At 45.5% G+C, this 20,003-nt stretch carries 18 protein-coding genes; 2 read left to right on the top strand and 16 right to left on the bottom strand.

Annotation, left to right across the window (positions count from 1 at the left end; all coding sequences use genetic code 11):
• Positions 1 to 33 precede the first annotated feature (33 nt).
• Positions 34 to 1,284, top strand: coding sequence for an outer membrane protein transport protein (locus OCU35_RS04650; RefSeq protein ID WP_102443233.1), 1,251 nt, complete (start codon positions 34 to 36; stop codon positions 1,282 to 1,284).
• A 417-nt stretch (positions 1,285 to 1,701) separates the two neighbouring features.
• Here the strand turns inward: OCU35_RS04650 and OCU35_RS04645 are convergent, their stop codons facing one another.
• Positions 1,702 to 2,388 (bottom strand): DNA-3-methyladenine glycosylase I, encoded by a 687-nt coding sequence (locus OCU35_RS04645; RefSeq protein ID WP_261825735.1) that lies wholly within the window; start codon positions 2,386 to 2,388, stop codon positions 1,702 to 1,704.
• Positions 2,389 to 2,484: 96 nt separating this feature from the next.
• Entirely contained in the window at positions 2,485 to 4,620 is a 2,136-nt protein-coding gene (locus OCU35_RS04640) for a metallophosphoesterase family protein (protein WP_261825734.1), read from the bottom strand.
• Positions 4,621 to 4,856: 236 nt separating this feature from the next.
• On the opposite strand from OCU35_RS04640, the gene OCU35_RS04635 reads away from it, so the two are divergent.
• A protein-coding gene (locus OCU35_RS04635) for an IS3 family transposase (protein ID WP_261825059.1) occupies positions 4,857 to 6,028 on the top strand; the annotation gives its coding sequence in 2 pieces (ribosomal slippage) (positions 4,857 to 5,127 and positions 5,127 to 6,028; 1,173 coding nt in all).
• Positions 6,029 to 6,108: 80 nt separating this feature from the next.
• Here the strand turns inward: OCU35_RS04635 and OCU35_RS04630 are convergent.
• The 14 genes from OCU35_RS04630 to OCU35_RS04565 form a co-directional block, all read right to left on the bottom strand.
• Positions 6,109 to 6,858, bottom strand: a complete 750-nt coding sequence (locus tag OCU35_RS04630; protein WP_261825733.1) for an MlaA family lipoprotein — start codon at positions 6,856 to 6,858, stop codon at positions 6,109 to 6,111.
• Positions 6,859 to 6,932: 74 nt separating this feature from the next.
• The gene (ccmI, locus tag OCU35_RS04625; RefSeq protein WP_261825732.1) at positions 6,933 to 8,153 is read right to left on the bottom strand and encodes a c-type cytochrome biogenesis protein CcmI; all 1,221 of its coding nucleotides are present in this window, start codon (positions 8,151 to 8,153) and stop codon (positions 6,933 to 6,935) included.
• Positions 8,153 to 8,629: a cytochrome c-type biogenesis protein gene (locus OCU35_RS04620; protein WP_017027780.1), complete on the bottom strand. Its 477-nt coding sequence runs from the start codon at positions 8,627 to 8,629 to the stop codon at positions 8,153 to 8,155. Before OCU35_RS04620 ends, ccmI begins: the two co-directional genes overlap by 1 nt.
• Positions 8,626 to 9,180, bottom strand: a complete 555-nt coding sequence (locus tag OCU35_RS04615; protein ID WP_017027779.1) for a DsbE family thiol:disulfide interchange protein — start codon at positions 9,178 to 9,180, stop codon at positions 8,626 to 8,628. The genes OCU35_RS04620 and OCU35_RS04615 overlap by 4 nt, the downstream gene beginning before the upstream one ends.
• A complete protein-coding gene (locus OCU35_RS04610) occupies positions 9,180 to 11,138 on the bottom strand; it encodes a heme lyase CcmF/NrfE family subunit (RefSeq protein WP_017027778.1) in 1,959 nt (652 codons plus the stop codon). Before OCU35_RS04610 ends, OCU35_RS04615 begins: the two co-directional genes overlap by 1 nt.
• Entirely contained in the window at positions 11,135 to 11,620 is a 486-nt protein-coding gene (gene ccmE, locus OCU35_RS04605; RefSeq protein ID WP_065210079.1) for a cytochrome c maturation protein CcmE, read from the bottom strand. Before ccmE ends, OCU35_RS04610 begins: the two co-directional genes overlap by 4 nt.
• A complete protein-coding gene (ccmD, locus tag OCU35_RS04600; RefSeq protein ID WP_017027776.1) occupies positions 11,617 to 11,823 on the bottom strand; it encodes a heme exporter protein CcmD in 207 nt (68 codons plus the stop codon). The genes ccmE and ccmD overlap by 4 nt, the downstream gene beginning before the upstream one ends.
• 3 nt (positions 11,824 to 11,826) lie before the next feature.
• Entirely contained in the window at positions 11,827 to 12,576 is a 750-nt protein-coding gene (locus OCU35_RS04595) for a heme ABC transporter permease (protein ID WP_017027775.1), read from the bottom strand.
• 27 nt (positions 12,577 to 12,603) lie between these two features.
• Positions 12,604 to 13,272 (bottom strand): heme exporter protein CcmB, encoded by a 669-nt coding sequence (ccmB, locus tag OCU35_RS04590; protein WP_261825731.1) that lies wholly within the window; start codon positions 13,270 to 13,272, stop codon positions 12,604 to 12,606.
• Positions 13,272 to 13,889, bottom strand: coding sequence for a cytochrome c biogenesis heme-transporting ATPase CcmA (gene ccmA, locus OCU35_RS04585; protein ID WP_017032495.1), 618 nt, complete (start codon positions 13,887 to 13,889; stop codon positions 13,272 to 13,274). The genes ccmB and ccmA overlap by 1 nt, the downstream gene beginning before the upstream one ends.
• Positions 13,890 to 14,043: 154 nt before the next feature.
• Entirely contained in the window at positions 14,044 to 14,988 is a 945-nt protein-coding gene (locus OCU35_RS04580) for a hypothetical protein (protein ID WP_261825730.1), read from the bottom strand.
• A gap of 2 nt (positions 14,989 to 14,990) precedes the next feature.
• Positions 14,991 to 16,130 (bottom strand): outer membrane protein assembly factor, encoded by a 1,140-nt coding sequence (locus OCU35_RS04575; protein WP_261825729.1) that lies wholly within the window; start codon positions 16,128 to 16,130, stop codon positions 14,991 to 14,993.
• Positions 16,131 to 16,321: 191 nt separating this feature from the next.
• Entirely contained in the window at positions 16,322 to 17,275 is a 954-nt protein-coding gene (gene leuO / locus OCU35_RS04570) for a transcriptional regulator LeuO (RefSeq protein WP_261825728.1), read from the bottom strand.
• A gap of 301 nt (positions 17,276 to 17,576) precedes the next feature.
• Positions 17,577 to 19,715, bottom strand: coding sequence for a bifunctional 2',3'-cyclic-nucleotide 2'-phosphodiesterase/3'-nucleotidase (locus tag OCU35_RS04565; RefSeq protein ID WP_261825727.1), 2,139 nt, complete (start codon positions 19,713 to 19,715; stop codon positions 17,577 to 17,579).
• Between the last annotated feature and the right edge of the window lie 288 nt (positions 19,716 to 20,003).

Raw genomic sequence — 20,003 nt, 5'->3', positions numbered from 1 at the left:
AGGATTTTAGCGTAAACCATAAGGAAATATTTCATGAATAAGACGCGTATTCTTAAACGCTCTCTACTTGCAGCAGCAGTGATTGCTTCAACTTCTCAAGCACACGCAGCAGGCTTTCAACTTAACGCACAATCAGCGACAGGTATTGGTCGTGCATTTGCAGGTGACGCAGTAATCGCAGATAACGCGTCTTCTATGGCTCGTAACCCAGCGACAATGGCCCTTTTTGATAAAACTTCTTTGTCTCTTGGTTTTGAAGCGATCATTACTGATATTTCTGTTAAAGATGTACAAGGTTTTAGCCCAGATGCAGGCGGCTACGCACCTCTACCTAGCTACGACGATGTAGGCGGTACATCTGTTGCCCCAAACATTCACTTGATCGTTCCTGTAAACGACAAGTTTGCATGGGGTATCAACGCCTACTCTAACTTTGGTACTAGCACTGATTTCTCTGGTAGCGACTATTGGAACAACTCAGCATTCGGTGGTGAAACAGACATCCTAAGCATGAATATTGGTCTTTCAGGCTCTTATCGTCTAAATGAGCAGTGGAGCTTTGGTGCGGGTCTAGACATCATCTACGGTAAAGGTACTATCCGACGCGGTGCCCAAGAGCTAGGCGCGCCACCGGCTATTCAAGCTGTAAACATACAAGATGCTGACGGTTGGGGTGTAGGCTTCAATGTGGGTACAGTTTATGAGCTAAACGAGAATAACCGTTTTGGTTTGTCTTACCGTTACAGTCCAGAAATCACCGCAGAGGATGACTACGGACAAGAACTAACACTCCCTCTGCCAGATATGGCTGAATTCTCTGGCTACCACCGTATTACAGATACAGCATTCGCAGTACACTATTCTGTACAATGGATTGGTTGGAGCGCATTCGATAAGATTGACTTCGAAAACCTAGATCCTACTCAGTCAATCGCTGGCATCCCAGGTGGCGGTAGTTATTCTAAACCATACGAATGGCAAGATGGCTGGCACTTTGCAATTGGTGGTACTTGGTATGTAAATGACAAGTTTACTCTACGTACTGGTTACATGCATGACACTAGTGCTCAAGACGAAATCACGTCAATCTCTGTACCTGACTCAGATCGTAACTGGATCTCTGCTGGTGCAACATACCACTTCAGCGATAATTCAAATATGGACTTTGGTATTACCTACCTAATCGGTTCTGATGAAGAAGTCTCTGAAGAAGGCGGCGCGCTACTAGCTACAACTCGCGCAGACGCAATCCTAGTAGGTCTACAGTACAGCCACAGCTTCTAAGCTAAGTCTGACTGAAACCATCTAAATGAAAGGTGTTGAGCTTAGGTTCAGCACCTTTTTTGTGTCTGATGACTTCTCACGCTCTAAAGTCAGAGATCCCCGATAGAAGCGCTCGGGGATGACCCAGATTATTCCTTGTTCACACTACTAGCCTAGAAAAACGCGTCATTGCCGAGGTCTCTTATCGGCAATCTCTGGTTTGTGCAATCACAGATCCCCGATAAAAGCATTCGGGGATGACCCGGATTACTCCCCGTGAACACTACTAGCCTAGATAAACACGTCATTGCCGAGGTCTCTTATCGGCAATCTATGATCTGTGCGTTCCAAACCCTACAATAAAAGCTTTAGTAGATGATGAGGCATCGAGAATCCTAGCGACTAGAACCTAGGGCCCAGAGAAGCATCTCCCCGCCGCTAAACCCTATTATCCCCACAACTAAACGCAATCACCTGACTTATCTCACTCAAGCTTCTGCCCGACTCTTGTTGCCAGTGGGAAAATGCTTTGTTAGCGGCAGCGCGTGATTTTTTGGTGTCTCGACCACCATCAATAATGCCGTAGTTTCGCAGGTAACTTTCAACATCTGAGGATAAAATGAAGGTATCTACGCCCATTTGGCGCAGTGCGTATGGGCCGGTATTGCCACCTAATCGCGCGCCGTGCTTTTTCAAATGATCCCATAGGCCTGTGATGTTTTCTGATGGCCATTCGGATACCATCTTGGCGAATGAGCCGTGTGTCAGCCTTGCGTCCATCAACATCTCAGCATTGGTTTTAATGGTCATTACCTTGCCAAAATGTCGAATAATCTTGGGATCTTTCGCCTTCGTTTCCCAATGCTCATCGGATAGCATCAAAAGTAGCTCTGGTTTAAAACCAAAGAACAGCTCTTCAAAATTTGGCCACTTGTCTCTAACAACCTTCCATGACATCCCTGACTGAAACACCTTGAGACTAAAAATAGACAGCCAGCGGTCATCAGGAATTTTCGCTATTTCTTCGTTAGAAAAAGGGACAGAAAGTCGAGCTTCAAGTTGAGCTCTGCCACCCTTGCGTTTAGCGGCGCGCTGATAGATATCGGAGAATTTTTCGAGATGCATAAAACAAAACCTAGCGAGTTCTTTACTAATATTTGAGAAACAAAAAAGGGCGAAATCAAACCCGTTGATTTCGCCCTCGGTGTTATTTTGTTTAAATTACAGCATCGCTTCGCGGTCTGCTACCTTCTTCAGGTCGATAATTTCGCCCAATTCAGTATCAATTAGGAAGTGGTCACTCGCTTCGCCCGTCGCGAAACGGTCAAGGATGTAGAATAGAGTACCAAAGCGCACCTTGAATACCTGTCCTACCGGGGTATGCCCCTCAGAACCTGCCGGCAAGCGAATCTCAGTATCCATCTCAGACAGCTCATCACTCAGCAGTTTGTACTGGGGTAGACGTGACTGTTTGATATCACGGAAAGCTAATTCATCAGCGTTACGCAGACGATAGAAGTCTGTAGCCAGTTCAGTACCGTTCCACTCAGCAAACGACATTAGGCTCATGCCATGCTGATTGGCTAGCGCAGTCGCCTTCTCTTTTGCTTTAGTCCAGTCTTGCAAGAACTTGTCTAGGTCTTCGTTGGCAAATGCATCTGCACAAGGGATATCTAATGCTGCTTTCAGCTGACAAACCGTAATATCTGTCTCGAGCTGAGATAGGGTTAGCATCTGCTTGCCATCCATATTAAACAGCATATTCTTCAGATCTTGTGGCCATTCATTTGGCAAGAAGCGCAGTCGAGTTAGCTCTTTAATATGCCAGTCTGTTAGCTCGTAGTAATCTTGAGAATCAAGGATCTCACGAGTCCATGCGTCTTCTTTACCCATAGCAGTTAGATGAGCGTGCTCTTCAGCGTAGTGCTCAAACAGCTCATTAAAGCGAGGAACTTCTTCGATAATGACGGTTTCTACTTCAACTTGACCTTGAGGAAGGATTTCAAGAACCTTGTAAGCCGGAATATAACCCGCTAACGACGGAGCTTGAATGTTGAACAAGGTATAGGTTTCACCACCAATGTTGTACTGCTTTTTGCCCGTATCATTGAAGTGCATATGACCACCCACGTGGATGCCTAGACCCGTTTGCGCCAGTGCTTTTGACGTATCATCTTCTGGAACACGCTTAAGCTGGAAGTTGCCTTCGCCAAAGATGTCTTCAATCTCTTCTGAAGCGCCGTTAAAGAAGTCTGTCATAGGGAAGTGGCTAAACGAGATAAGTACCTTGTTTTGCTCTTTTGCCGCTTCAACGGTATCGGCTATCCACTCAATCACGTGCTCTTTGTGAGTCAGCATCATGTTGTAACCAGCGTTACTAGAGCCGTCAAAGTCGTTGCCGTTTTCGGAATTGTCAGCAGTGCCTGCCTTTGGTCGGTATACGTTAGCATCAATAGCCATCAACCAGACACCCTCAATAGGTTCAACTAGGTAGGTCGTATCTGGAACCATTGAACATGACGTGTAGCCTTCTTTCTTGTAGTCGCCGCCTGTGCCTTCATGACAAATCTCGAAGAAGCGGTTTTCAAACTTAGACTCTACATAAGCAGTCTCATAGCGATAATGATCACGAGCGCCTTGAGATGAGTATGGCGTTTCAAAATAGAAGTGGTCTGGCGTTGGATGGAAGCCATGTGGTGCTAGGATATCCATGATCTCCTTATAGCCCCACTCTTGTACCTCTTCAGTACATACTTGTGGTAAATCCCACTCACCATGGATGATGGTCCAGTCACCCGCATAACCGTCACAGCCATTTGAACCACGGCTGTAGATGCGTTGTTCCTTACCACCTTCACCAAGATAGTCGCGCTTGCCGTTTGGAATGCTAAATGGACGCGTTGGATCGTGGTTGCCAGGGGCTGCAAAGAATTCTAAGTCATATTTTTCGGCGTAGTGATCAAAAATCTCAACCAAGCCACGCATGTGCACAGGCTGGCCGTCATCACTAAAGTCGCCAGGTAGCGCAACGTGCTTAATTCCACGCTCCACCACATCATCAAGCGCTGCAATCATCGCAAAATAGTTTTCATTGAAAAGACGCGTTGATTCCATCTGAGATTGCATGGTGCGGATCGTGGCACCCTTGCCAGTGATACTATTGTACAGACCATCAAATGAGCCATCCTTGAAATCACCGTACACATCATGAAAATGGATATCAGGCATAAAGGCAATCTTAACACCGGAGACTTCTGCAGGTGGCTTATCTCTGTCTGTAGTATCGTTTGAGCTATCGTTACACCCAGCTAGTAAAACAGCACTGGCAACAGCCAGAGCACTTAGCTTTAGTTTCATGTTTTCCCCAATAATGGTTGTCTATAAAATCCATGGGAGACTAATTGAATAAAATGAACAATTAGGTGAATTTTAATTACGGGAAAATGACAGGATGTAAGAGAAGGTAAATGGGAAAAGCAAGTTAAATCAGAAGGATAGGGATAACGGCTCTAGGACTTGGGCTCTGGGACCTGGGCTCTCGGAGCTGATACGACCTCGATAAAGTAGACACCTAATTTAAGGTATTAGGTGTCATGCAAATAAAGCCAAGAAGAATATTTTCAGACGAGTTTAAAAGAAACGCTGTTCAAAAATCCCTGAGGTCTCCAGATACAGTAAAATCTGTCGCAATATCGCTAGGAATTCATCCCGCTGTTTTAAGTAAATGGAGACAAGAATTGACATCATCTAAGAAAACTTCAAACCCTTTAAGAAACGAAGGTCCAGAGCACTCTTTGGTTGAGTTAGAACGAGAAATCGCTCGTCTTAAACAACAACTTGAAAGGGCTGAAATGGAGAATGATATGTTAAAAAAGGCGAAGGCTTACTTCGACAGTCGAAAAGAATAAAGTTTGAGTTTATCGCTAAGCACCATAGTGCTAAACGGCCAATTAAATGGCTGTGTGAACTCTTTGAGGTGTCTCGTGCAGGCTACTATAAATGGCTGAACAGTGAGCCTAGCGAACGCTCTGTAAAGAACCGCTCTCTGTCTGAGTTCCTTAAGGTTACTAGTGACAAGCAACACTGCATTCCCGGCTACAGGAAGTTGTGGAAGTTGGCGGTAGAGAATAGTTTTGTGTGTAGCAAAGCTAAGGTTCAGCGCTTGCTACAAGCTATGGGATACCGCTCTACGGCTTGTAAACGCAGTTTTGGTCGCGCAGCTAATAGGTCGAGTAAGATTACTGCCCTTAATATACTTAACAGAAAGTTCAAAGTCGCAGAGCCCAATCGTGTTTGGACATCTGATATCACTCAAGTTAGGTGCCGAGATGGTTGGCAGTATTTATGTGTAGTTCTCGATTTGTATTCAAGAAAGGTGGTTGGTTGGGGAACAAGCAAAATTAATAATGCTGACTTGGTCATAAAGACACTAAATCGAGCATGGGAAGCGAGGAAACCAAATGGTGAAAAGCTATTGTTTCACTCGGATCAAGGAACACAATATACCGCTGAATGCACCTTACTTTGGCACTATAGACGCAACATTACCGTTAGTATGTCAAGAAAAGGAAACTGCTGGGATAATGCGTGTACAGAGAGCTTCTTCGCCCAGTACAAAAAAGAGTGGATGAGTAACCTTGGAGAGATATCTCGCCAGCAAATGATCACTCAAAGTCGACTTTATATTGTTAATTATTATAATTCAGTGAGAAAACATGGGACACTCGATGGAGTTAGTCCCAATGATTTCGAGCTAGTAAAGTAAAGCCCCGTGTCTACTTTTACGGGGTCATATCAGAGCTTGAAGCTTGGAGCTTGAAGCTCGAAGCTCGAAGCTTTTAAAAACTAAAACTCCTCATCCAAATAATCATCCAAGAAATCTTCTTCCTCTTCGTCAACGGCTTCGTGGTCTGCAACATCGGCTTTGTAGGCACGGCGCTGTAGGTAGGCATCTCTGGATAACGCATAAGGATCAGGGGAGTTATTCAGCAACTCTTCTTGTGCTACTAGTGCAGAGCGAGTTTCCATGCCCTCAAACACCCATTTGCCGAAGCTTGCCCAAATGTTGAGGTACGAAAGTGTTGGATAGAGGCCATCGGCAAAATCCCCTACTTCGCGCAGCGTGTACGGGCCATAGCCTGGGAACATGAAGTACCAACCACTTCCTAATCCCCATTTACCGAGGACATCGCTGAACACGCGATCTTCTTCTTTCGCAATACCGCCGTGTGCTGCGGCATCATAAAGCCCAGCAACACCAAAGGTGGTATTAATCCAGAAGCGATTAAAGTGATTAAATGCGAGGGTGCCGTTACCCATCAAAAGGTTATTCACCACACTTGAGGGCTCGTCTAGATGAGCAAGGAAGTTGCTAATGCCGGTTCGAATAAAACTAGGAGTGTAGCCAGTATAGGCAAGGGATACAGGGCGAACAAAGTACGGGTCGAGGATGTCATAGTTGAAATCCCACATGGTGCGGTTAAAGCCTTCAAAGGGATCATTGGGATGAGACACGGCTCGTCCTTCGCTATCCCCTTCAGGATTGGAAGCACAGCCTATCATCAATGTGACAATCAAGATCCAAATTCGACTCATATAGGACATCCGTTCCCTGTCGATTCAATTAGTTAGGTGCAAAGGCCCTGCCTTTGCACCCTCAATCACTAGAACTAGTATTGACTATTAATGACTAAATTAACATCTTCCCCTTTAGTCGTCACTTCACTCTCACCATACCAGTCACCACCTTTGGTAGAGACATTGCCGTCGGTATCAATACGCGCACGTACGATGAACTCTTCTAGGTCCGACAGGTTGTTGCCCTCAATCATGCTATTTCCATCATCCATCATGATCATACGAGGGAAGGTGCCTAAGCCATAGCGCGCTGCTGCCACAGGCATCGGTGAACCGTCCGCCCTATGCACAGATACGATCAACACGCCTTGCTCTGGCAATGCCACATTTTCTGATAGTGATACACCGATACGCACCAGACCTGGGGCGGCTTCGCCTTCTGTGCCAAGGCTACGCTGGGCACTACTAATGCTTCGCTCTAGCATCTCGTAGCGACTATCGTCAGGGCCAATAAGCTGCTGCATGGTTCTCCAGTAACGAATTGCGCCTGCATAGTCTTGTTTCTCAAATGCGCTAAAGGCAAGCAGTGAGAACACGCGTAAATCCACATAGTCTTTGCGCAGCAGATCATGAAGAAGACGCTCTGCTTCAAGTTGATCTACTTCATCACCAGATAGGGTGAGTGCTTGCGCGAGGCCTAGCTGAATATCAGGGTTCTCAGGCTCTAACTTACGCGCTCGCTCCATTGCGCCAATAGCAGTTTGGATATCACGATTGGCCAGTCCAATTCGGCCTAATAGTAGCCAGCCAGTCGCATCATCACTGTTCCTATGCAGGCTAGTTCTTAGCGCTAAAGTAAGATCTTTAAGCTCATCGTCGCTCATTGGTTGCCCATTGGCATCCATTAGCTTCTTGCTAAGAGCCGGTAAGTTTGCACTTACTTCCTGCCAATGTTTCACATCATTGATTGCGCCAAACTTAGCATAGAAGCCATAAGAAACGCCCAATAAAAGAACGGCAGATACCACGGCAACAAGTACTGGAGAGGCCAGTTTTGTTGACGCTAGTTGCTGATCTTGAGGAATATCATCAAGGAGTGCTTGCTTCAAATCGACGATCAGCTCGTCTTTATCAACAACAATACCTTCTTCATCTTCAACGCCAAGCTCAGCAACACGCTCTTTAAATATCGCTTTGTTAAGCTCATCACGACGCTCTGCATCATTGACCGCTTTTTTGCGAACCAGTGGAATTACAATTAGTGCCGCCGAAAAGAGGACAATAACTAGGGTAGAAATCCAAAACAACGTCATTATTTGTTGTCTCCATTGTCTTCTTTAAGCAATGCATCAAGGCGTTGCTGCTCTTCTGCACTCAGTGGTGTGCTCTTTACAGCCTTGGCTGGTTTGCGTCGGCTTCTGGTGAGAATGAAACCAAAACCAATTAATACTACGCACAGTGGTCCGAGCCACAAAATAGCCGTTGCTGCAGTAAACGGTGGCTGATAAGTCACGAAATTACCGTAACGTGCCACCATGTAATCGACAATCTCTTGCTTAGACTTACCCTCTTTGGTCATCTCATACACTTTCTCACGAAGATCGAGGGCGAGCTCTGCATTAGAGTCACCAATAGTGTTGTTCTGACATTTTGGGCAGCGAAGCGTTTGATTGAGCTCGTGAAACTGCTGCTCTTGCTCTGGAGAATCAAATTCATGAATCTCAATAACAGCAAACGCAGTCATACTCATCATCATTGAAGCAACTAAGGCAATTAACCACTTTTTCATGATTTCACCTCATCAAGCATCTCTTGATACATAGGACCTAGTTTTTCACGCCAGTTGGTTGCATTCACATCACCCACATGGCGATAGCGAATTACGCCATTGGCATCAATTAAGAAGGTCTCTGGCGCGCCATAAACCCCTAAATCAAGTCCTAGCATTCCTCTGCCATCGAACAAGCTAACCATGTAAGGATTGCCCAGCTCTCTTAACCATTTGATGGCTTTAACGCGATCATCTTTGTAATTCAAGCCAATGATCTTCACGCCTTGAGAGGACAGCTCATTAAGATACTGATGCTCGGCATAACAAGTCGGGCACCAAGTTGCCCAAACATTAAGAAGCAAAGGTTGTCCGGTAAATATTGCCTGATCGTGTTGAAGACCTTCGGTTTCTAAGTCTTCAAGCTTAAACACAGGCACTTGCTTTCCAATCAGTACTGATTCCAGCTTAGTAGGATCATCGCCCCCTGCGTTGCGAGTTAACTGGGTAGCAAACACCATTGCTAACACCATAAACATCACTAGAGGTACAAATAATACTTTCTTATTCATTACGACTCCTTTTTCACCGCTTTATTACGAAAGCGGTAGCGTCTATCACTGATGGCAATAGCACCGCCGATAGCCATTAACAAACTACCAGCCCAGATCCAACGAACGAATGGCTTGTAGTAGATACGCACAGCCCATGAAACGCCATCATCAAGCTTCTCACCCATGGCGATATACAAGTCACGAGTCACACCAGCATCAATGGCCGCTTCTGTCATCATAGAGCGAGCTGTGGTGTAGAAACGCTTCTCTGCGTGTAGCGTATTGATGTGCTTACCATCTTTAGTGACATCAAAGTCGGCAATATAACCGTCGTAGTTAGGGCCGTCGTTATCACGCACTTTATCAAAGTAGAAGTTATAACCTTGAATCTCGAAGTTATCCCCCGGAGCAAGACGCACATCGCGTTCGATGCTGTAGTTTTGCACCATAGCGATACCTATCACAGTAACTGCCAAACCAATATGCGCTGACATCATCGCCCAGTGGTTGCGAGGTAGCTTAGTGATACCCTTTGCAAACGAGTGACGGTGTGTCGCTCTGGTATAAAGCTCAAACGAGTGTAAACAGATGATCCACAGCGCCATCACCCAGCCAAGGTATGCAAGACCAGTAAAGCGCTCACCCAATAGCGTCACCATTACCGCGCCCAATACTAGCGAGATAACCCCACTGATCACGATTGGCTTGGTAAAGTTCGCAATGCTGTCACGCTTCCAGCGCATCAAAGGACCAATACCCAATAGGAAGGCAAACGGCACCATCAGCCAAGTGAACAAGGTGTTGAAGAACGGCGCACCGATAGACACCGAGCCAAGGCCAATTTGTTTGTGTACTAGCGGTAACAACGTACCAACAAGCACCACAACCAGAGCAGCTACGAGTAACACGTTGTTCGCCAGCAGTGCGTTCTCACGAGAGACTAAATCAAAGTTGCCACGTACACGTACTGATGAACCTTTCAGAGCAAACAGTAATAGAGAGCCGCCGATAACAAAGACCAAGAAGCCTAGAATGAACATGCCGCGAGCAGGATCAGACGCAAAGGCGTGCACTGATACTAAGATGCCTGAACGAACCAAGAAGGTGCCGAGCAAACTTAATGAGAAAGCAGAAATCGCCAGTAGCACTGTCCATGCTTTGAAGGTTCCGCGCTTTTCAGTTACCGCTAATGAGTGCATCAAAGCCGTACCCGCTAGCCAAGGCATAAACGAAGCATTCTCTACTGGATCCCAGAACCACCAGCCGCCCCAGCCAAGCTCGTAATAAGCCCACCATGAACCTAGTGCAATACCCACAGTTAAGAAAGCCCATGCCGCAATTGTCCAAGGTCTTGACCAACGCGCCCATGCAGTATCAAGTCGACCCGTCATTAGTGATGCGATAGCAAATGAGAAAGCGACAGAGAAACCCACATAGCCCATGTACAACATTGGCGGGTGGATAATCAATCCAGGGTCTTGAAGCAGTGGGTTAAGGTCTCGCCCATCGACAGGGAAGTAAGGTAATGTCCTATCAAATGGGTTTGAAGTGACGATGATAAACAGCAAAAAGCCCACAGTAATCAGGCCCATAACCGCGAGTACGCGAGCCACAGACTCTTGAGGCATACCCTTACTGAAGGTAGCAACAGCAACCGTCCAAGCCGCTTGAATCAATACCCAAAGTAGTAGAGAGCCTTCGTGCGCACCCCAAACAGCAGTAATGCGGTAGTACCAAGGCAGGCTACTGTTGGAGTTATTCGCGATATACTGCAACGTAAAATCGTTGTGATAAAAAGACCAACACAAGATGTAAAACGAAATCGCTAGCAGGATAAACATACCCCAAGACAAAGGTCTTGCGGTGTTCATCAGTAACGCATTGTTTTTAGAGGCGCCCCATAAAGGCAACACACTCAACAATACCGCCATCGCGAGTGAAACGATGAGAGCAAAATGCCCTAACTCAGCAATCATTGAGCGCTTCCTTGTTGTTGTTCTTGAGTGTACTCAAGAGGCTCGTGAACCACCTTCATTGCTTCAGCAACCTCAGGTGGCATGTATTCTTCGTCGTGCTTCGCTAATACTTCAAAGGCTTCAACGGTATGGCTATCCGTCAAAACGCCTTGAGCTACGATGCCCTGCCCTTCACGGAACAAATCCGGCAAGATACCATCGTAAGTCACCGTCACTGCTGGGCCAATATCCGCAACATCAAAAGACACACGTAGCGACTCTGAATCGCGAGATACGGTACCGGCGACAACCATGCCACCAATACGTAGACGCTGGCCGACTTCTGGTTTTTCACCGTTACTCTTACCGTTTACGATCTCAGTCGGCGTATAGAACAAATCCATATTCTGATTTAGTGCATACAGCATTAAACCTATCGTAGCTCCCAAACCAACCAACAGAGCGACAATTAAGCCCATTCTCTTTTTACGTCTAGGATTCATAGTGTGTTCTCCATATTTTTAGCCGCATCGATACGCGCTTGGCGATCCATCCGATTTTTAACCTCTTTTAAAGTCGCTTTACTGTCTAAGCGACTCGATAGAAAAATCAAACCTAGGGCGCCAAACGTGATGGCAAAAGCACCCCAAACGTAGGAGGCATAACCTCCCATATAAAATAAGTCCGACAGGGAATCAAAATGCATGCGTTACCCTTTAGCAAAAGTACGTTTAGCGAGTTCTTGCACCCAAGGTCTGTGTCCCTCTTTTTGCAGAATCGCGGTTCTAAAACGAGTCATGGTCACTGAGCCAAAGAAGAAGGCAAAGCCGAAGATGTTGAGCAGCAATGGCCATAACATGTCATTGGAAATTGATGGTTTTTCAAATTTGGTGATGGTGGCGCCTTGATGGAGTGTATTCCACCACTCCACAGAGAAGTGAATAATGGGCAAGTTGATAACACCTACCACAGCAAGTAAACCAGCCGCTTTTGCTGCTGTCTTTTGGTCATCAAAGGCGTGATAAAGTGCAATAACACCTAAATAGAGAAATAGAAGCACGAGCTCGGAAGTCAGGCGTGCGTCCCATACCCACCAAGTGCCCCACATAGGCTTACCCCAAACTGCACCTGTTACTAGTGCTATAAAGGTAAACACAGCGCCAATTGGTGCCATTGCTGAAGCGGCGATACTGGCTAGGCGCAACTGCCAAACCAGACCAATAAAGGCCGCAATCGCCATCGACATGTAGGCGCCCATTGACCAAATTGCTGAAGGCACATGAATATAGATGATTCTGAAGCTATCACCTTGTTGATAATCACTTGGCGCGAAAGCCAGTCCCCACACTGTTCCCCAAACGAGACAAACTACAGCTAACGCTGTAAACCAAGGTTGCAGGGTTCCGCATAGGTTATAAGTTGCTTCAGGTTTTGCGTAAGGATGGAGCCACTTCCACATGTTTTTTACTCTCTGAGAAAATTAAGGTTAATTTACCGATACGCGCAATGCTGCGCTAGTTGCGAATGGCGTTAATGTTATCGAGCCCACTAACATGGCCGCTAAAATTGCGATTTGGCCGTTGTATGCAACGCCTAACCCTCCAGAGTCAATTGCAGAGGTAGCAAAAATTAGTACCGGAATATACAAGGGTAAGATCAAAAGACTCAATAAAACACCGCCTTTTTGTAGCCCAACGGTCAAAGCAACACCAATTGCCCCCAAAAAGCTTAAAGTTGGGGTGCCGAGCAGCAAGGTAATCAATACCGCACTCCAAGACTCCCAAGTCAGGCTTAGCAGTACAGCCAATAAAGGGCTGATGAGAATCAAAGGTAAGCCAGTCAAAATCCAATGCGCGATCACTTTAGAGATAACCACTAATGGCAATGGCAGTGGCATCAGCATTAATTGCTCAAGCGCCCCATCCTGATAGTCATCACGAAATAGTCGTTCCAAAGATAAAAGCGCCGCCAATAGCGCTGCAACCCATACAATGCCGGGAGCAATACGCATCAGCAAATTGGGCTCAGGACCAATACCAAGTGGGAAAAGGGTAATAACGATGATAAAAAACCACAATGGGTTAAAAACATCTGCGCGACGCCTAAACGCAATCAACAGCTCACGACGAATAATGGCCCACATATGCTTAAACATTAGTGACCCAACCTTATCTTGCGTAGCTTGCTGTTGTTCTCAAACATATCTTGGTGGGTAGTCAACAACACCATACCTCCCTGCTCCGTATGCTGAAGAAACAGCTGTTCAAGGACCTTCACTCCTTGCTTGTCTATGGCCGTCAGTGGCTCATCAAGGATCCAGAGTGGGTGCTTGCTTAACCATAGTCTTGCCAAAGCAACTCTGCGTTGTTGTCCCGCAGACAACTGGGCTACTGGCACATCTTCTCGCCCAGCAAGACCGACTTTGGTTAGTGCTTGCCAAACTTCATCATGGGTATAGGAATGGCCACTGATATTGAGATAAAACGAGAGGTTCTCAAAGGCACTCAAATCGCGCTTGATACCCGTTTGGTGTCCCAAAAATAGTAGGTCTTGGTGGAAACTGTCTCGGTCAGCAAAGATGGATTCATTCTTCCATGCAATATCGCCGGCTTCTTTATCACCTAAACCAGCAATAATTCGAAGCAGCGTCGTTTTACCCGTACCATTTCGCCCTTCGATCTGAATCAGATCTCCGGCCTCTACAGTAAAAGACAGGCTTTCGAATAAAATTCTTTCATCGCGAATTGCAGTTAATCCATTTACTTCCAGCATAGCCCGCCAGTACCTATTCCAAAGAAATGGCATAGTAACACAGGCTTATTATGGCCAACCAATGTAAACGATTAATTAGTAAGCGTTTCTTCACAGAAAAGTGAAGTATGTCGTCAGGATTTGAATCGGGTCATACTCTCAACCCTTAATGCCCTTAGTATGAGTAGGTCATTACCATATTTACTAGGTTTCGTTCTGGTCCTGCTACTAACTCAAGGCTAGTGCCAAATGAGTCAGCAAAGTTCCAGTTCATACCAACAACAGCAGCGTATTGCGAAGAGCTACTCTGCTCTAGAGAGTAACTTAACCCTTCAAGCCCTAAAGCATCGTCTTCCGCAACTCGACCTTCCGTATTCATATAAGCGGCTCCCACATATCCGTAGATGGCGCCATAGCCCTCAATGGGAAACAACTGGCCGATACGAGGACTGAACACCACGGTTTTTGCAGTAGTACGGCCGTCATCGGTTTTGGATTGAGTCATACTCAGCGGCATCACATAGGTAAACCCGCCAAACTGACCCACAAAATTCGCCGAAAAGCCCCAGTTTGTTCCTTTAATATCATCAATCTCAAAGGTGGGTATCTCTATCACCTCACCTATCTTGTCGCACAGTTCACCACCCAATCTTGGATCCGCTTGGCAATGCTCGGAGAAGCGTTCAAATATAGATGTCGGTATTGCAACGCTAAGAGCGGTTTGTCCTCGAAAGCGACCGCCATGCACCCCCACCTGCAAATTAGGCAAAACCCATGCAGCTGCTCTTAATTGCAAAGTCGCACTTTCAATCTCAGGGTCTCCCCACGTTACCTGAGAAAGGTCATACTTATCGCTTAAATTGTTGTCTCCGTAGGAGACCTCAAGGGAATGGATATCGTAGCCTTGCTTCGCCACACTAGGGACCAACGAGAGCGAAAAAGGCAGTGGTAGATGGTAACCAAGGTCGATTGCCTGCTGAGCATGAAACGGCAACATACGGTCGTACTTTTTATTCAGGTGCTCTTGCTGCTGCTGATCGGGGAAATCAACACGAGCAGAATCAGCCTGAGCTATCGCACTCAACAGACTAAGAATGATTAAGCAAAACAAGAAGCGCATACTCAAAACGCCTCTGTAAAGGTGAGATAAAACCCCACCTCATCTTGATTTGAGAAGCCCAAGTCTGCGCGAACATTCATCCTTGGTTGCAACTCATAGCGATAACCCACCCCATAAGTCACAACCCAATCCTGATACAGATCACTTGCTTGCTCACCAATAGAGCCCGCTCCAAGCCATAACGTGACACCGTGTCGGCTCAAACCGTCACCGTCTCTAAACGTATGACGATACTCCACTGTATTTTCTGTGGCATTAAAGTCTCGAAAGTGACCTAAGTAGGTGCCTCGCATGAAATCCATACCGCCAAGGGTTGCCATATCGTAATAAGGGACGTCGCCATCACTTAATTCGATTCGGTTCAAGAACGCAAAGGTGGATCCCATTCTTGGAGTAAGGTAGAAGCGATAATCAAAGAGGGCTTTTTCATACTCAGAATCACTACCCCAATCTGGAGAGTAGCTTGAATATTCTAGGTTAAAGAAGTGGCCACGCCTCGCGTTAACCGCCACATCTCGGCTATCCCACTGAATGGCAGCGCCAATGCCGAGGCTTAACGGTAAGTCTTTGAAGCGGTTAAAGTTGGGGTCTTGCAGTGCTGAGTCTGGGATCTTATCTTCAGTGGGTGAGAAGTACTTCAATCGTAAGATCGGCCCAATATAAAGCTGGTCATAAACCCGAAATGTAAGGTCAGCGTTATATTTGACGAATTCGAGATCCACCAGCAAGTCATCACTTGCCTTCTGCGAAGTGCCCGCTTCATAACCGATACCCCAGTAATAGAGACTCTGATGGCCCGCATCCAAGTGTCCAAAATAACGAATATCGTCATCCGCAAAGAAGACCTTTTGCTTTGAGCGAACCCCAAAGCCAATCCCCTCTTCAAGCTCGTTGGCAACCCCTACCAAGGTAATAGACGAGCGTTGTAGCGCATCATCGTCTTCTGTCTTAAAGGAGAAGAGTCCGCCAACGGCCAGCATTAACCCAGTTTCTGGCATATACCCCGGCCCGCCAAGGATAGAAAACATCGGACGATTAGGGTCTTTAGACTCAGAGCTAGAGGCAAACGCGTGCCATCCCCACAAAGGGCAGCATAAAGTTAGGAATAGGAATGCTTTAGTAGAGAATGAGCATCGACGCATATTGAAACACAGACAAAAGATCCATGTTAAAAGCTGTAGTGATATTCATCTAATCACATGTTTGCATTTCAGGTATGCGTGCACATCATATCGATACTGCTTATTGCTGTATAAACATGACGACTTCCTAGAAACTAAAAAGCCCCATCAAATTTGATGAGGCTATCTTTGGCGTTTTTATCTAATCAATCTTACTTGGCAATAAAAGGCAGCGAATTCTCAAATACACTTTGAATTTGTTCTTTCATCCAAGTGTGAGAGCCATCTTTTTCATTCGCTCTATGCCAGTTCAAGTAGGTATTGAATCGGTCATCTTTGCCCGGTAATGGAAGCATACGAATATCGAACTGACTTCCTGCTTGTTCTATTACGCGTCTTGGAGCAACTGTGATTAAATCCGTATTGGCTACCACTGCCATCACCTCGTCTAAGCTGCTCGAAAGGTATGTTGGCTTTTGGCTCAATGCTTTGATTTTTTGAACTCGTGACTGCATGTTTGCGGTTACTGCCATTTTCTCTGCTTGTAAGAACTCGAAGCAAAGGTTTGAATATTGAGTCAGACGTGGGTGATTGTTAGCAAACACCACAACTAGCTCATCGGATACTAGCAAGCTATTGGTAAAGCCCTCTGTCATTACAGACTCTACATCAATAACAAAATCAACGTTTTGATTAAGGGAAGTCGTTGTCTGACTCGCTTCTGAAATCAGAGACAAAGTTATACCGGGTGCTTGCTCTGATACCAGGGTAATCAGATTACTCAAGTAGCGCTGATCTTGCGGTGCACGAAGCACAATATGGTAGTTGCGGCATGATGACTCAGCCACAAAACGACTGTTGGGTAGTTCATCTCTAATAATATGCATAGCATGGCTCAACGAACTCTGAAGTTGTTCAGCGCGAACGGTAGGCACAATGCCACGACCCATGCGCTCAAACAATTCATCATCAAACAAAGCACGTAAACGCGATAATGCGTTACTTACGGCTGGTTGAGACATGTTTAAGATCCTTGCTGCGCGAGTCACGTTCCTTTCAGCCATCACAGCCTCAAATACAACAATAAGGTTAAGGTCTACTTTCCTTAGTAGCGATATAGTATCGGGGTTGGTCGAGGTAAATGTGGGGGTAAGGGTTGCCTGCATGATCAATTCTCTCTGTGTCTAAGCCAAATATGTACGCGACTACCGTTTTATTATTTAGGGTGTGGCATCGCTGTACAGAGAATGAACTATAAATGAGGCTGATGATTTATATGGAATAGTCGATATAACATTTCGGGAAATATCATCACTTAACAGTAAATCAATATAAAACAAACAGTTACAACCTGACCTTATTCTGTTGTTATTTGATAAATGAAACATGAGAAACAAAAGTGTAACTAAATACAACAAGGGCAGACCTGCTGGCCTGCCCTAAGTTATTAATTAGCCATAAAAACGATTACTCAAACGTATAGGTGTACACGCTATAGCCTTCGTTATCACCAACATTGCCAGTTTCGTTAGTGAATTCAATTGAATCTACTTCATCAGAAAATGCTTTTGCTCGTGGCGATGATAAGAAGTTCACTGTCAGGCCTTGAGAACCAATCAAGCTAAAGTTTTCAGCATTAACAAACTCATGCTCAGGAACCGCTTGTTTAGAGTCCGCTTTCTCGGCAAGATGCTTCAGATATTGATCAACTAATTCACGGTTAGTGTAAGCCGCATCCTTAAGAACCTCTTCTGCATTGTCAATGCCAGGGATCCAGTCATTAGAAGCACGGTAGTTGTTCGTTACAACATAAACAATCTGCTCATCAAGCAACTCTTGGCCATCATAAGTTAACTCGCCAATGCGACGGCTATCCTGCGAATCTAACTGAGGCTTGCCGTCGATAAGCGTAAGCTCACCTTGGTCATCAACTAAGTATCGAGGTGACTTTGTCACATCAATAGTATAGTTAAGCCCAATACTATTACCTTCTGCGTCCCAACCTGCGTAGAACACATCGTAGTTATAGCTACGGAACATTTGATGAAGTAAGTAATCACCGTCGTTCTGTACAGTTTTGTACTGTTGAGAAGCAATGGTTTCTAGCCACTCTTTAATATCCGCAACCGTCAACTTCAAGATAGAAGGCGTGTTGTTGTCGAATACGTAAAGGTCGGCAACACTGGCATTCGTCAGTTGGTCGCCATTGATATCGGTATAATCATCACTGCCACCGCGACCACCTTTAAACGGTGCAGAAACAGACATTAGAATCGAACCAGGCTCAAAATCAAGATCTGGAGAACCTATTTGGCTTAGACCCCAATGGTACTGAGCTTCGTTAACGATCTGCACAGATAGATCCGGTACTACCGCAGAGAAAAAGCTATTGATCTTCTGAGAGATAGCGAGAATTGGCTCTGCCATATAGTCTAGAGTAGCAGTATGCTCGGCTGCCACTTCGTCCACTACAGCTTGGTGCTTTGCACTCTCATCTTCTGGCAATGCGCGAAGCTCTGTTGTGCTTTGTTCATAGTTTACAGTCCAAGACTTACCAGCATCACGAGTTTCCAGTACCAGATCAATAATGCCCACATGGTTACCCCAGAAGCCCGGCATTACCGCTGGCTTGCCAAAGATTTTACCGGCAGGTGCATCTACACCATCCATACCATCATAACTGCCTGATGTAGTTGGGAAGTTATTATGATCATGGCCAAACATGATTGCATCAATGCCATCTACCCTAGCCAACTGCCATGTAGCATTCTCGATGAACTCACCATCTTGATCTCCGCCAGTCAGGCCTGAGTGAGGAATTGCAACGATAACATCAGCACCCGCTTCTTTCATTATAGGCACATAGTATGTTGCGGTTGCTTGGATATCAGATACAACCACGTTACATTCTAGGTGACTAGCATCCCAGCTCATGATTTGCGGTGGAGTAAAGCCGATAACCCCCACTTTTACATTATATTCTTCACCGTTTCGCGCGACAAAGGTGCGGTCTAACATGACATATGGTTGGAATGCAGGCTCAGCAACATTCAAAAACTCTGCGCCAAGCTGCGTACCAACAACATCACACGTATTCGATTGAAAATGCTCGATCGTTAAAAGGGTTTCATCATACTCAAATACGTTTGATACAACATAAGGGAAGTTTGCATCCTTTGTTGCCGCAGCAAGGAAATCTAAACCGTAGTTAAACTCATGATTACCAATGTTGGCGGCATCGTAGTCCATCAAGTTCATTGCTTTGTAAACTGGATGAGTATGTTTATTAAAGTAGTCATTATCTTGTGCAAACTGATTTGCAATGTAATCTGCCATTGGGCTACCTTGAATAAGGTCACCATTGTCAAACAACATGCTGTTTGTCACTTCACTACGCGCATCCTCAATAATCAATGCGGTACGAGCAAATCCGTAGCTCGGTTCCTCTTTATTCGCGAAGTAATCAAACGGCATCATGTTTCCATGAAGGTCCGTAGTTTCCATCAAGCGAAGATCCACTATTGCTCTGGAGTTACTTGAACTATTACAGCCGGCAATTACCAGTGATAAAGCACTGCATACTGCAATCTTTTTGGTCAAAGACATTAATTCCTCGTTTATTTTCGATATAAAAATCGAGGGGAATAATAGTCGTATTTTTTAGCCAAGCTATGCATTCACTCAATCAATGTGTTTCTAGTTATTAATCAACCCCGCCAATTATTTAGAGTTATAGCTCTAAATAATTACTATATAGCATCACCTTAACGACACTTAACGTCAAAGATTGCAATGCAATCGGTTGCGTCAGCGTTTGCATAGAGTGTACCTTTTGAAATAACTTTTTCTGCAGAAAAGAAATTGTAGGGGATAAAAGTAGTATTTCGGCAGTAT

The organism is Vibrio breoganii (genome assembly GCF_024346795.1).
Classification (GTDB): Bacteria; Pseudomonadota; Gammaproteobacteria; order Enterobacterales; family Vibrionaceae; genus Vibrio; species Vibrio breoganii.
This window is presented reverse-complemented; position numbering and strand designations above follow the sequence as displayed.